Annotated in this window: 10 protein-coding genes; 4 read left to right on the plus strand and 6 right to left on the minus strand. The window is 71.2% G+C overall.

All coding sequences use genetic code 11. From position 1 onward, the window contains the following. Positions 1-46: 46 nt before the first annotated feature. Positions 47-613, minus strand: coding sequence for a DinB family protein (locus RV983_RS35645; RefSeq protein ID WP_475989847.1), 567 nt, complete (start codon positions 611-613; stop codon positions 47-49). 39 nt (positions 614-652) lie between these two features. Then, positions 653-1,156: a DUF3293 domain-containing protein gene (locus RV983_RS35650; protein ID WP_475989848.1), complete on the minus strand. Its 504-nt coding sequence runs from the start codon at positions 1,154-1,156 to the stop codon at positions 653-655. A 507-nt stretch (positions 1,157-1,663) separates the two neighbouring features. Here RV983_RS35650 and RV983_RS35655 point away from each other — a divergent pair. Then, complete coding sequence (locus tag RV983_RS35655; RefSeq protein ID WP_475989849.1) at positions 1,664-5,101, plus strand: CARDB domain-containing protein; 3,438 nt, start codon at positions 1,664-1,666, stop codon at positions 5,099-5,101. Positions 5,102-5,214: 113 nt separating this feature from the next. Further along, positions 5,215-5,565, plus strand: coding sequence for a basic helix-loop-helix domain-containing protein (locus RV983_RS35660; protein ID WP_475989850.1), 351 nt, complete (start codon positions 5,215-5,217; stop codon positions 5,563-5,565). A 34-nt stretch (positions 5,566-5,599) separates the two neighbouring features. Here RV983_RS35660 and RV983_RS35665 read toward each other — a convergent pair whose 3' ends face one another. The 4 genes from RV983_RS35665 to RV983_RS35680 all read right to left on the minus strand — a co-directional run bounded on the left by RV983_RS35665 (position 5,600) and on the right by RV983_RS35680 (position 11,357). Further along, entirely contained in the window at positions 5,600-6,805 is a 1,206-nt protein-coding gene (locus RV983_RS35665; protein ID WP_475989851.1) for an acyl-CoA dehydrogenase family protein, read from the minus strand. A 127-nt stretch (positions 6,806-6,932) separates the two neighbouring features. Continuing rightward, the gene (locus RV983_RS35670) at positions 6,933-8,216 is read right to left on the minus strand and encodes an MFS transporter (protein WP_475989852.1); all 1,284 of its coding nucleotides are present in this window, start codon (positions 8,214-8,216) and stop codon (positions 6,933-6,935) included. 99 nt (positions 8,217-8,315) lie between these two features. Then, positions 8,316-9,743: a cellulose binding domain-containing protein gene (locus RV983_RS35675; RefSeq protein ID WP_475989853.1), complete on the minus strand. Its 1,428-nt coding sequence runs from the start codon at positions 9,741-9,743 to the stop codon at positions 8,316-8,318. Between the two features lie 219 nt (positions 9,744-9,962). Continuing rightward, entirely contained in the window at positions 9,963-11,357 is a 1,395-nt protein-coding gene (locus tag RV983_RS35680; RefSeq protein ID WP_475989854.1) for a glycosyltransferase family 2 protein, read from the minus strand. 1,049 nt (positions 11,358-12,406) lie between these two features. Here RV983_RS35680 and RV983_RS35685 point away from each other — a divergent pair. Then, entirely contained in the window at positions 12,407-13,057 is a 651-nt protein-coding gene (locus RV983_RS35685; RefSeq protein WP_475989855.1) for a DsbA family oxidoreductase, read from the plus strand. Positions 13,058-13,492: 435 nt separating this feature from the next. Beyond that, a complete protein-coding gene (locus RV983_RS35690) occupies positions 13,493-13,849 on the plus strand; it encodes a DoxX family protein (RefSeq protein ID WP_475989856.1) in 357 nt (118 codons plus the stop codon). Positions 13,850-13,930: the final 81 nt, after the last annotated feature.

The following is a 13,930-nucleotide window of genomic DNA, read 5'->3' on the forward strand; positions in this document are numbered from 1 at the left end:
CTCAGTGACGTGATGGGGAGGGGGTGGGGCCGGCGCCCGGTTCTCGCTACTGGCCCACCCTTCCGTCGACGCATTCGCGCAGCAGGTCGGCGTGTCCGCAGTGCCGGGCGTACTCGTCGATCCTGTGCACCAGGAGCTCCCGGACCGCGATCTTGTCCTTCCCGAGCCGGCTGCCCAGGTCCGCGTGTTCGGCCAGCGCGGCGTCCGTCGCCGCCTGCTCCCGCTCCAGATCGGCGAACGCGCCGTCGATCACGGCCTGATCGGCGACAGCACCGTGGAAGTCGGCGTCCCTCGCGCCGTACAGCTTCGGCAGCGGTTCGCCGTCGCTGACCCAGTTGCGCCAGTCCCGTTCCACCTCCGCCAGGTGCCGGAGCAGACCGAGCAACGACATCGTGGAGGGCGGGACCGCCCGGCGGGCCAATTGCTCCGCGTCCAGGCCCTCGCACTTCATCCGCAGGGTCAGGCGGTAGTTGGCCAGGAAGTCCTGGAGCGTCGCGAGCTCGCCCTCCGGGCTGTCCTGGTGGTTACGGGGGTCGGCGTCCGGGTCGGCCCACATGTCGGGATACACGGTTGCCTGGGTCCATCGCGCGGGCTGCTCGCTCATGCCCTGCATGGTGAGCCGCCACGGCCCGACTCCGCCACTGGGTTTTGCTCATGGCTCGAGGAGTGTCGCGTGCCAGGTGGTCGCGGCCGCGTCGTGTGCCCCGGGGGTGCAGGCCAGCAGCCGCCACGAGGCCGGTGACCAGGCGAAGACGGCGTCCTGGCCGAAGCGCCTGCCCAGGGACCGGGCCTGGGTGTCGTCCAAGCCGACGACGGCCGCGCTGAGTTCGTCGTGGGTACCGGCGCGGTCGCCGCCGACGGCCGGCCACCACTGCCGGACGGCGACGCGGATGTGGTCGTGCAGCGCGTGTTGCGCACGGAGGTTGGCGTCCGCGGCCGCCGTGCGTCCGGCGGGGTTGAAGGCGGTCACGATGTGGATCGCCTGACCGCCGGTGAGCGGGTAGGGCAGACCCGGCACGCCGTGCGGGGCGGGGCCCGGTGCGACACGGACGGTGTGGGCGGGGAAGGCGATGTCCACGACCGCGCGCAGGTAGAAGGGCCACTGAACGGGATGAGGGGCCGCGGGGTGAGCGGCAGGGAGAACGGCAGCAGGCACGAGGGTCTCCTTCGGGAGGGACCCCCTTACCTGCCGGCAGGGAGATCTGCGGCCCCGCCGACGCGGGGGAGATCGAGGCTGTCAGGCGGCGATGTTTGCACGGGGGCGTACGCGAAGTCCAGGTCGGCCAGAAGTCGGTGATCTTACGTAACACGCTCAATTATTTGCGTCCTTCATGAGGTCAAGTGAAGGGAGCGTCGCCTGCCACCGTGGCCCTCCGGGGGATCGTCCATGCTCAACGCGGTAACCGGGTGTCGAGGGGTGAACGCAAGCGGAAGATGCTCCGCGTAAGGCGGTTGCCGCAGTAACTGCCGTGATATTACGAGCCGTTGACAAATCAGAGACGTACTAGAAACCTGATGACGCAGTTTCCGCAAGAAGTTGACTGTCTGACTCAATTGACGTACACGGCCGACTCCCACCTCCAGGGACGGCACGCAAGCTCCCGCATCCCGGCTCCTCCTCGCCCTCCTGCCGCGCTCCCCCCTCCACGGAATAGAGGACCCCATGAGATGGAGACCCCTTGGCCGACGGTCGCTCTCCGGCGCCGTCCTGGCCGGGCTCATGACCGTCGGACTGTTACCGCTGCCCTTCGCGTCCACCGCCCAGGCCGCCGCCCCGACCGCTCGGGCGGCGGCCGCCGACGTCAACCTTGCGCTCGGGCGGCCCGCCACGGCGGGCGGCTCCCTCGCTGCGTACCCGGCCGGGAACACCACCGACGGCACCCAGGCCTCCTACTGGGAGGGCCCGGCCGGCTCCTTCCCTCAGTGGGTCCAGGTGGATCTCGGTGCCACGCGTGCCGTCGACCGGGTCGTACTCAAGCTGCCCTCGGGATGGGAGACCCGCACCCAGACCCTCTCCCTCCAGGGCAGCACCGACGGCTCCGCCTTCGGCACGCTCTCCGCGTCGGCCGGACGGGTGTTCAACCCGGCACAGGCCAACACCGTCACCGTCGGCCTGACGTCCCCCACCGACGCCCGGTACGTCCGCGTCAACGTCTCCGGCAACACCGGCTGGAACGCCGCGCAGCTCTCGGAGCTGGAGGTGTACGGCGAGGACGGCGGCGGTACCGACCCGCCGCCCACCGGTACCAACCTGGCCCGCAACAAGCCTGTCGAGGCCACTTCGTCGACGCAGACCTACGTCGCCGCCAACGCCACCGACGACTCCACCTCCACCTACTGGGAGGCGGCCGGCAACCCCGCGGACCTCACCGTCAAGCTCGGCGCCGCCGCCGATGTGACCGCCGTCGTGGTCAAGCTCAACCCGGACCCGGTGTGGGGTGCCAGGACCCAGGGCATCCAGGTGCTGGGCCGTGCCGCGTCGGACACCGGCTTCACCTCGCTCCGTGACCGCGCCGACTACGCCTTCAGCCCCGGGAGCGGCAACTCGGTGACCATCCCCGTCAGCGGCCGCTGGGCCGACGTGCGGCTCCGGTTCTTCTCCAACACCGGCGCGTCCGGCGGGCAGGTGGCCGAGTTCCAGGTGGTCGGGACCGCCGCGCCCGCGCCCGACCTCACCGTCACGAGCCTGGACTGGTCGCCGTCCGCCCCGTCCGAGCGGGACGCGGTCACCGTGAACGCCGGTGTCCGCAACGCCGGCACCGCGCGTTCGGCGGCGACGACCCTGGATGTCAGCGTGGAGGGGACGGTCGCCGGCAGTGCCGCCGTGCCCGCCCTCGACCCGGGTGCCTCGGCGACCGTCGCCGTCTCCACCGGCACCCGCGCGGCCGGCAGCTACGCGGTCGCCGCGGTGGCCGACCCCGGCAACACGGTCGCCGAATTGGACGACACCAACAACAGCCGCAACGCCGCGAGCCGGCTGGTCGTGAGCCAGGCCCCCGGCCCCGACCTCGAGGTCACCGCGATCACCACGAGCCCGGCGAATCCGGCCGTGGGCTCGCCCGTCTCCTTCACCGTCGCCGTGCACAACCGCGGCACGACCGCCGCGCCCGCGGGTTCGGTGACCCGGCTCCAGGCCGGCACCACCACCCTGGACGGTACGACCGGCCAGGTCGCGGCCGGCGCCACGGTGAACGTGGCGATCAGCGGCACATGGACGGCGACCACGGGCGGCGCCGCGCTCACCGCCACCGCGGACGCCACCGGCGTCGTCACCGAGACCAACGAGAACAACAACGTGTTCGCCAAGTCGCTCGTCGTCGGACGCGGCGCCGCCGTGCCGTACACCGAGTACGAGGCGGAGGACGGCCGGTACCAGGGCACCCTGCTCGCCGCGGACGCCAAGCGGACCTTCGGGCACACCGACTTCGCCACCGAGTCCTCGGGCCGCAAGTCCGTCCGTCTCGACTCCGGCGGCCAGTACGTCGAGTTCACCTCCACCACGTCCACCAACTCGATCGTGGTGCGCAACTCCATCCCCGACGCCTCCGCCGGCGGCGGAGCCGACGCCACCATCAGCCTCTACGCCGACGGCACGTTCGTGCAGAAGCTGAACCTCTCCTCCAAGCACAGCTGGCTGTACGGAAGCACCGACGACCCGGAGGGGCTGACCAACCGGCCCGGCGGTGACGCCCGGCGGCTCTTCGACGAGTCCCACGCGCTGCTGTCGCGGACGTACCCGCAGGGCACGACCTTCCGTCTGCAGCGGGACGCGAACGACTCGGCGGCCTACTACGTCATCGACCTGATCGACCTGGAGCAGGTCGCCCCCGCGGCGGCCAAGCCGGCGAACTGCACCTCGATCACCGATTACGGGGCCGTCCCGGGCGACGGGCTCGACGACACCGACGCCATCCAGCGGGCGGTCACCGCCGACCAGAACGGCCAGATCTCCTGCGTGTGGATCCCGGCCGGTCAGTGGCGCCAGGAACAGAAGATCCTCACCGACGACCCGCTCAACCGCGGCCAGTTCAACCAGGTCGGCATCCGGGACGTCACCATCCGCGGCGCGGGGATGTGGCACTCCCAGCTCTACACCCTGACCCCGCCGCAGAACGCCGGCGGCATCAACCACCCGCACGAGGGCAACTTCGGCTTCGACATCGACGACAACACCCAGATCTCCGACATCGCCATCTTCGGCTCCGGCACCATCCGCGGCGGCGACGGCAACGCCGAGGGCGGCGTCGGCCTCAACGGGCGCTTCGGCAAGAACACGAAGATCACCAACGTCTGGATCGAACACGCGAACGTCGGTGTCTGGGTCGGCCGCGACTACTCGAACATCCCCGAGCTGTGGGGCCCCGGCGACGGCCTGGAGTTCACCGGTGTCCGGATCCGCGACACCTACGCCGACGGCATCAACTTCGCCAACGGCACCCGCAATTCCACCGTCTACAACTCCTCGTTCCGCAACACCGGCGACGACTCGCTGGCGGTGTGGGCGAGCAAGTACGTGAAGGACACCTCCGTCGACGTCGGCCACGACAACCACTTCCGCAACAACACCATCCAGCTGCCGTGGCGGGCCAACGGCATCGCGGTGTACGGCGGATACGGCAACACCATCGAGAACAACATCGTCTCCGACACGATGAACTACCCGGGCATCATGCTCGCCACCGACCACGACCCGATCCCCTTCTCCGGCCAGACCACCATCTCGGGCAACGCCCTCTACCGGACGGGCGGCGCGTTCTGGGGCGAGGCGCAGGAGTTCGGCGCCATCACGCTCTTCGCCCAGGCCACGGACATCCCGGGCGTGACCATCCGGGACACCGAGATCCACGACTCCACCTACGACGGCATCCAGTTCAAGACGGGCGGCGGCACGATGCCCGGCGTCAAGGTCACCGACGTCCGCATCGACAGGTCCGTCAACGGCTCCGGCATCCTCGCGATGAGCGGCGCCCGCGGCAGCGCGGCCCTGACCAACGTCACGATCACGAACTCGGCCCAGGGCGACGTACTCATCGAACCGGGCTCCCAGTTCACCCTCACCGGCACACCGGCCGGCCTGACCGCCCAGCGCAAGGCGGACTGACCCCGGCAGGGTCTCCGGTTCCCGCCCGGGAGCCGGAGACCCGATCCGCCACCCCGGGATCTGTTGCCGAACGGGTGTCATCCCTACAGTGGGTGGCCGGGCGTGGGGGGCGGATGAAGCTGTGGGCGGGCCGGGCGAAGAGGCGGCAGGCGCTGGATGAGGACGCCGCCACGGCGGCTCGGCTCATCGAGGTCTGGCTGGCCGGGCTGAAGCCCGGCGCGGCGGCGGAGCCCGCGCGGCGGTGGCGGGAGTCGGGGCGCCTTGCCCCCGGACACGTCCGCCGCTTCGCGGCCTGGCACCGGAAGCGCATCCGACTCCACATGCTCGGGCCGGCATCCGGCGAAGGGGTATCGGTGCGGCCCGGATCGCCGGAGGACGCCGAGAGGGTCCGCGCCGAGACGCTGTCGCTGACCCGGGACGCCCTCGCCCTCGGCAGGTGGCTGAAGGCCGAGGGCTACGAGTAGCCGGGCGCGGGAGCCCGTCCGGGCGGCCGGGCGGTCAGAACAGACCGACGCCGGGGTCCATGCCCAGGCGGACGCGGCCCGCGGCCTCCATGGGGAACGCGGAGTGGTTGGCGTGCTGCAGCGCGGCCATGCCGTCGCGGAACAGGCGCTCCAGCCGGTTGCCGCGGTAGAGCGGGGTGGAACTCGCCAGTTCGTACATCGTCACCAGCACCTCGCGGCTCACCTGCGCGGCGTGCGTCATGGCGGCACGCAGGGCCGCCCGCTGCTCGAGCGTGGGAGTGTCCCCGCGCTCGGCCGCGTCCTCCAGTGCCTGCGCGGCGGAGCCGAGCAGCAACCGGGCGGCCTGAAGCGCCGTCTCGGAGTCGGCCAGGGCGTACTGGGTGCGCGGGGAATCGGCCAACGTCGCGCCGGTGGAGTTCTTCTTGGTCAGGACGAGCGCGACCGTCTCGTCGATGGCCGCCTGCGCGACGCCGAGGACGATCGCGGTGCACCCGGGCAGCACCAGCGAGGGGAGGAAGCCCCGGTAAAGGGGCTCGTCGATCCTGAGGGGCGCGTCCAGGGGCGACAGGAAGCCGGCGGGCACGAAGGCGTCCTCGACCACCACGTCGTTGCTTCCGGTGCCGCGCATGCCGCTGACGTCCCAGGTCTCCTTCACCGACCACTGGTCCCTGCGCAGGACGCACATCTGCACGTCGGGCGCGCCCGCGGCGGTCATGCGCGGTGCGCCGTCCTCCATCACGACGACGACGGCCACCAGCCACTGCGCCGCGTTGATGCCGCTGACGATCCTCCAGTGGCCGGAGACCCGGTAGCCGCCCTCGGCGGGCGCGGCCGTCCCCGGCATCCCGGAGTTCGCGAAGGCGGGCTCCCGCTCCTGGCCCCAGATCCGCCCGTTCGCGGACTCGTCCAGCAGCGCTCCGACGAAGCCGAAGTTGGCGTTCCAGACCAGCCATGCCACGGAGGCGTCGATGCGGCCGAACTCCTCGTACACCTTCAGCACCGTGGTCAGGGGCGTCTGTGATCCGCCGAGTGCCCGGGGTGTGAGCAGGCGGAACGCTCCCGCGTCGCGGAGCGTCGCATACAGCTGATCGGGGATGTCGGCCCGGCGGTCGGACTCCTCGATCGTGGCCTCGATGGCGGGCCGCAGCAGGGCGGGAAGAGCGAGCGGGTCGACGGCCGGCGAGCCCGACGCGGTCCCGGAGGTCCCGGAGGTCTCGACGGTCTCGTGGGTCTCGGACAAGGTGTCTCCTCGTGTTGCCCGGGCGCGGCGCGCCGGGCGCCCCGGTGGCGCGGTGTCGCGGTGTCGCGGTGTCGCCGACAGGACGACGGAGGCGTGGAGAAGTTCGATTCCCCGCCTATGGTCCGCGTCACACTCCGCCGGACTGCTTGCCGACCGGCTCGGGGGGTGTGGTCGGTGCCGCACCGGAATCGGCCGGGGCCGCTGCGGGCAGGCCGTGGGGCAGGCGGCGCACGGCGGCGGACGCCAGAGGTGCCACGGCCGCCGCGGCGTAGACGACGCCGGCCGCCGCGGCCACGTGGAATCCCCCGAACCGGTCGGCGAGCGGGGCCACACTCAGCTGCCCGACGGGGATCGCGACGTAGGACAGCAGGTCGTCGAAGGACGACACGCGCGACAGGGCGTGCGGGGGGACGTGCTCCTGCAGCGAGGTGTCCCAGCCGACGGACGCGACGGAGGACCCCAGTCCCGCGACGAAGGCGGCGGCGATCAGCCAGGGGGCGTGCAGGCGGGCGCCCAGCACGAGGAGGGGGAGTGCTCCCAACGCGGCGGCCAGTTGGCCCACGCGCAGCAGGTGCCGCATCGCCAGCCGGTACATCAGCGCGCTCATCACGAGCAGTCCGGCGCCGCGGGCGCTGAGCACGAAGCCCCAGGCCGCTTCGCCGTCGACGCGCCGGGTGAGCACGGGGCCCAGGATCTGCCAGGTGCCGACCTGCACGAGGTTGATCACGCAGAAGGCGAGAGACACCGTCCAGACCCAGCGGATCCGGCGGTACTCGGCCCAGCCGCCGCGGATGTCGGCGAGCAGGCCCGAGGAGCGGTGAGCGGTGGGCGGACCCGTCAGGGGGGACAACCGGGTGAGGCACGCCGCGGCGAGGAGGTAGGTCAGCGCGTCGAAGGCGATGGCCGGGCCGCCGCCCATGGCCGCGACCAGCGCGCCCGACAGGCTCGGTCCGAGGATCTTCGTGGCGTTGCCGACCGATCCCAGCAGCGCGTTCGCCTGCCGGGTCCCGTCCCTCGGCACGAGCTGGGGCACGATGCCGCGCAGAGCCGGCGTGGTGAACGCGGCGAGGACGCCGTTGAGGAACCCCAGGGCGGCCACCGGCACCAGCGCGTAGTGACCGGTCAGGAGAAGAGCGGCGACGCCGCCCTGGGTGAGGGCCGAGCCCAGGTTCGCGGCGGTCAGTACCGCGCGGCGCGGGAGGCGGTCGGCCGTGGCCCCGCCCACCAGGAGGAACACGAGCAAGGGCACCATGTGCGCGGTGAGGACGATGCCGAGGTCACCCGGACTCCCCGAGGCGTCGAGCACCGCGAAGGCCAGCGCGACCGGGGCCATCGCACTGCCGAGCAGGGACACCGACCGCGCTGTGAGGAACCAGCGGAAGTCCTTGTGCAGGAGGAGGGGTGAGAACACCCACCGAAGTCTGCGGCAACGGCCCGTGCGCCCACTGCCGTTTCGGCGGATGCGTCCATGCCGGGCGAGCGGACGGGAACGACACGGTGGGGGACCGGCTCAGGACGTCCTGAGGGTGTTCACGTAGCCGGTACCGCTGCCGGCGAGGTCGCTGACGGCCTTCTGCACCTGGGAGAGCGACTGGGCCTTCCCGGCGTTGTGGTAGAACCAGGCGACCTGCATGTCCCAGGTGCGCTTCCCGGTGAACGGCAGATCCACGAACCACGTGTTGAAGTTCACGGACATGTTCTCCGTCGGGTAGTACTCGCCACTGGTGCGGAACAGTACCTTGCCGTCGAGGCTGTAGGTGACGACCCCGTTCGCCGCCGTGGTCACCATCGTGTGCCACCCGTCGAGGCCGGCCGTCGTGGCGCGGGTGACCCGGTCGCCCTCCGCGGCGCTGCGCCAGGTCGTCGTGTCGAGCCTCGGGCCCGAAGCGCCCCAGCCTCCGTTCGGCTGGTACTCGTTGTCGAGTTCGCTGTACCGGGCGCGGTGGTGGGGCGAGATCATGTAGAAGCTCTCGTTGATGTGATCGCCGTTGCTTCCGCTCGTGGGGCTGTCCGTGAAGTGGATCCGGGCGGCGAAGGTCCCCGTCATGAACTTCATGCCGGTGGTGTGCACCTCGGCCTGGGTGGTGCCCTGCTTCGTCCCGTCGGTCGTGGCCCGCAGTTGCAGGACCTGACCGCCCAGGGAGTCCTTGTCCGTGGGGAAGCTGACGCCGTTGGCCGACCAGGTGTTCCGGATGCCGGGGCCGCCCTCGCTGGTGCGGACCAGCCAGCCGTGCGCGTGCAGCGCCGGATCGCGGGGGCCGCTGTAGTGGAAGTCGTCGAACACGACCCCGGAGGGGGGCGCGGGCCGGGCGGCGGGGGCGGGAGAGCCCTGGCCGGAGTCGGACGCGGACGCAGTGGCCGACGCCGACGTGGACGTGGACGGAGAGGCTGCGGGACCACCGCCGGGTTCGTCGCCCCAGACGTGCCTGCCGTCCAGGTAGCCGGTCACCAGCGTCGATGCCTGGAAGGTGTCGTGGGCGGGGCTGAAGGACCGGTCGTTGCCCTGGTTCAGCCGCCCGCCGTCGGCACGGTACAGCTGGAGCCCGATGGCTCCGCTCTTCGCGCCCGGGGCCAGCGTGCCCGCGGCCTTCGTGAAGGTGATCTCCAGGTAGTGGTCGGCGGTCGGGGTGGGAGCGTCCATCGCGACGGACCTTCCGACGATGTCGGAGCAGCCCACCGAGGCCTGGACACAGTTGAAGGCGTACGGAGAGGGACCGTCCGCCGTGTAGTAGTACCGCAGCGCCACATCGCCCAGCCGGATCTGCCGGCCGGAGGTGTTCACGATCTCCAGCCACGGCCGTGCCGTCGCGGAGGCCGCAGGCGCACCCGCCTTGTACCGGACGGTCAGCTCGGGGGGCGGCTGATGCGCGTCACGCCACGCCGGGTAGAGCGCCGTGCCGCCCGCGGCCACGACGATCACCAGGAGGAGTACCTTCACCGCTGCCCAGGCCCGGCGGCGCGGGCTCTGCCGGCCGGGGCTCACGGGACGGGTGGGGCGGGTCGGACGAGTGGGACGAGTGGGACGGCCGGGACGGCCTGAACCGGGGGAGGGGCTGGCAGAACCCACGGAGGCTCCTTGCACGGGGGAGGGGCGATGCCGGGGGATGTCTCGCGTCCTTCGGTCTCTGTCACCGGGCAGCGGGGGCGCCTGCGCCGGCTAGGAGGCGCCCCGCGGCGCGTACCAGTCCTCACGGGGCTTCCCCGCCCAGCTGCCGAGCGGGGTCTGCGGGGCGGTGTCGCCGGGCAGGGGCGCGCTCCAGGGGGCCTCGGCGTCGCTCCTCCGCTGTTCCGGGAAGGCGGTCATGTCGGGGGCGTCGGCTCCGAGCCCACCGACCTCGATCTTGGCCCGGGTGCCCCAGTTCGTGCTCCTCAGGGTCGCCAGGGACCACAGCCGAAGCGGCAGCAGCAGCCCGAGGTTGAGCAGCGCGTAGAGCGGGGCGGCGAGGAACGTCAGTGTGCGGTCGACGATGCCGACCTGCGCGGCGCCGCGCAGGTAGTGGACGGAGCGGACCCACGCCATGACGCACATGTAGGCGACGTAGCCGGCCAGCAGCGTCCAGCCGTGCGGGTGCATGACGATCGCGACGAGCGAGGCGAACAGCGCGGTGGTGAAGGCCACCCAGGAGGCGAGCTCGACGAGGTTGAGCCACCAGTACATGCGCCGCACCCGGAACTTGCCGAACAGCAGGAACCCCTCGCGGATGAACGACTTGCCCCAGCGGACCTGCTGCCGGACGTAGTGACCGAGGCGCTCGGGGACGTCGGTGTAGCCGACGGCGGAGGGCTGGATGAGGGACAGGCCCTCGGTGAGGCAGTAGTACGTCAGGCGCCGGTCGTCGCCGAAGGTCGCGGGGCGCCGGAGGAACCGCTGGTCGAGGAAGTCGTCGAGATGCTTCCGGACGACCCACCCGCGGTACATCGCCAGGGACCCGCAGGCGCACAGCACTGAGCCGAGACGCGAGTAGGCGACCCGCTCGCCGAGGAAGGCGTTGACGTACCGCATGTCGATGAGGCGGGTGAGGAGGTTGGTGCCGCGGTTGTGGGCGAGCACCAGACCGGTGACGCATTGCACACGGCGCTTGGAGAAGGGCTCGGCGAGCTCGGCGACGGCGTGCTGGTCGAGCACGGTGTCGGAGTCGACGCACAGGTACGCGTCCGCGTGCGGTTCCTGCTGGAAGCCCGCGGCGAGGCCGTGCCGCTTGCCGCGGTTGGCGGGGAAGCGGATGAAGTCGAGTCGCACCCCGACACGCTGGAACTGGGGGCGCATCTCCTCGATGAGGGCACTGGCGGAGTGGTCCGCGGAGCAGTCGTCGACGACGGTCAGGGAGTGCGGCGGCAGGGTCTGCGCCAGGATCGATTCCAGGCAGCGGCGGAGCATGGCGGGGGCCTCGTTGTAGGCGGTGACCACGCCGTGGATGCGAAGACGGTCGGCCGGCTCCTGGAACGTCAGTTCCGGGCGGCGGCGGCGGCGTATGGACAGCAGCAGCTTCATGGCCAGGAGGGAGCCGACGGCCACTCCGTACCAGTGCAAATGACCCAGGGACCACGACATGTGATCCCAGGAACCCGCGAGATTGTGCATGTAGAGCGAAGACCTCCCTGCGAGCACCCTTGCCCATCGGCTCGATCCGATGGCGAACACATGTACTTCGCAAGAAGGTAACTCGCGTCAAGGAAGCGCGAAAGGTGCATCCGCTATTAATTCCCCTCGGGGAATGTCAATTGGTCCTCTACGGACGTCTTGTGGGCCAAGCGGGCATGAGGTGTGAAAGTCCTCACATCGACCGCGTCCATGAAGTGGCCGGGCGTGATGATCCGCTTGAGGTGAGGGGCGAGGGCCTGCGTGCTGCGGCTCGGGCGACGCCGGGCCTTCGGGGGTGCCGCGCGTTGACGCCCCGTCAGGGGTCGGCGTTCGCGGACCGGTTCCGCGTGGCGTCCGGAGCGCCCGCGGGTGCGCCGGCCCGGCCTGCTGCGGACGGCCTCGCGCGCCGACGGCGACTGGTGTCGCACCAGGGGTGGCTGCGACCGCGACGGTGAGAAGTGGAGAGCGGCACCTACGACGAGGACCGCGGGAACCAGGCTCGCGACGACCAGTGGCGCTGGATCGAGGGGTGTGGTCGGGGCTGACCTTGTCGGCAGCCGAGTTCGTGCCGGGCGCGGTGGAGGTGCTGTCTGCGTTGCTGCCCGTCCCGGCATGGGCCTCATTGGGCGTTCCGGCAGGGGCATGGGTGACCTTCGCCGATATTCCGGTGAAGGCGGACTCGGCCGCACCGGGCTCAGCGACCGGGCCGACGTTCGTGCAGGCGAGGGCGGCGGTCGTCTTCATGTCGGCGACCGAGCTGTTGGTCAGCCGGCGAATTGCTCCTCGCGTGGAACCGGGTCAGGCGGTCGGTGTCGCCTGCCGACTCGTGGCTACCGGACTCCATGGTCAGCTTGTCTGTCGGCGGTGCGTGGCCCTCGTCACACCGGCTCCCTGTGGCGCCGGATTTGCGGGTCGTCCCGGCGGGGGTCGAGGCCCCGTCCACCACCTCCGCTTGGAACTAGCCGATCGGTCGTCTATTTTGTAGTGGACTGAACGTCTATTCATGGAGACACGGACACATGCGCGTCGAAATCTGGACCGACATCGCCTGCCCCTGGTGCTACATCGGCAACGCGCGCTTCGAGCGGGCACTCGCCGCCTTCGAACACCGCGACGAGGTCGAGGTGGTGCACCGGTCGTTCGAGCTCAATCCGGACGCCGAGAACCGCGCGACCCCCATCATCGACGCGGTGGCCGCCCGGTACGGACGCACCCGCGAGCAGCAGATCGCCCGGGAGGAGCACGCCGCGTCCGAGGCGCGTGCCGAAGGGCTCGGCTTCCGGATCGGCGGCCGTGTCGACGGCAACACCTTCGACCTCCACCGCCTGCTGCACTTCGCCAAGGCCCGCGGCCGCCAGGCCGAGCTGCGGGACCTCGCCTTCAAGGTCAACTTCGCGGACGAGCGCTCGGTCCACGACACCGAGACCCTGGTGGGCCTCGCCACCGAAGTGGGACTCGACGGAACCGAGGCGCGCAAGGTGCTCGGCGACCCGGACGCGTACGCCGAGGACGTCCGTTCCGACGAGCGGCTCGCGGCCGAACTCGGTGCGGGAGGGGTGCCCTTCTTCGTCCTGGACCGGAAGTACGGGGTCACGGGCCTGCAGCCCGTGGAGCTGTTCGCCCGGGCGCTGGAGCAGGCGTGGGAGAACCGGCCGGCGACCCGGGTCTGATCCCGGATCGCGGGGGGACCCGGCGCCCGACCCGTCACGTTCAAGCCGTCGCTGTTGAGCTCAACGCGTGGCTGGACAGGCCCAGTCGGCGCATGAAGGCACATGCGTGCGGCAAGCGATGGCCGGTGCGACCGTGGTGGACGTCGTCCCGGCCACCTCCGGCAGCCCGGCCGAGTTCCCCGTCCCGCTCAACGCCGCGGCCGGCAACCGGATCGTGCTGCGGATCACCAGCCCCGACCCCGGGCCACGCCCGAAGGCCCGCCGGGCGCCCACCCGCCGTCGCGCGGTGTTCCGCGACGGCTACCGGGCGTTCGGGATCAGTGGCACACTCGGTTGGCCATCGTTGTCAGCCACCGAGTGCCGCCGGGTTGCCACCAGGAATACGGCATCACTCAAGGGTGCCCAGCGGCAGTGCTCTCACAGAAACGGAGAATCGTGTTCGCCGCCTACGTCACGGTCACCATCCTCGGCGCGGTCTTCAACGGTGCGGCTGCCGTCACCTACTTGATCGGCCACGAATACCCCAAGACCCAGGCGGACATGAAGGGCCTGCACCGCAAGTGGGTGCCGGTGCTGGGCGCGCTGCTGGCGGCGGGCACCGTGGGGCTGCTGGCCGGGCTCGCGGTGCCTGTCCTGGGAACCCTCGCCGCGTCCGGCCTCGTGCTCTACTTCGTCGGCGCGATCATCGCCCACCTGCGGGTGGGCTCCCGCAACATCGTGGGCGGCATCGTGTTCCTCGCCACCGCCCTGGCCGCACTGATCCTGGGCCTGCTCCACCACGGCGCCTGGTAGTCCACCGAAGCGCCCGGCGCCAGGGCGTGTCGAGCGATCGGCGTCGGCACGGACGGCACGCAGGATGCGGAAGTGCCCACA

Source organism: Streptomyces sp. RLA123, assembly GCF_056270165.1.

Excerpts from the sequence above, each read along its gene's own strand:
- RV983_RS35680 (WP_475989854.1), bottom strand. The coding sequence starts at position 11,357 with ATGTCGTGGTCCCTGGGTCATTTGCACTGGTACGGAGTGGCCGTCGGC.
- RV983_RS35655 (WP_475989849.1), top strand. The coding sequence starts at position 1,664 with ATGAGATGGAGACCCCTTGGCCGACGGTCGCTCTCCGGCGCCGTCCTG.
- RV983_RS35685 (WP_475989855.1), top strand. The coding sequence starts at position 12,407 with ATGCGCGTCGAAATCTGGACCGACATCGCCTGCCCCTGGTGCTACATC.
- RV983_RS35660 (WP_475989850.1), top strand. The coding sequence starts at position 5,215 with ATGAAGCTGTGGGCGGGCCGGGCGAAGAGGCGGCAGGCGCTGGATGAG.
- RV983_RS35645 (WP_475989847.1), bottom strand. The coding sequence starts at position 613 with ATGCAGGGCATGAGCGAGCAGCCCGCGCGATGGACCCAGGCAACCGTG.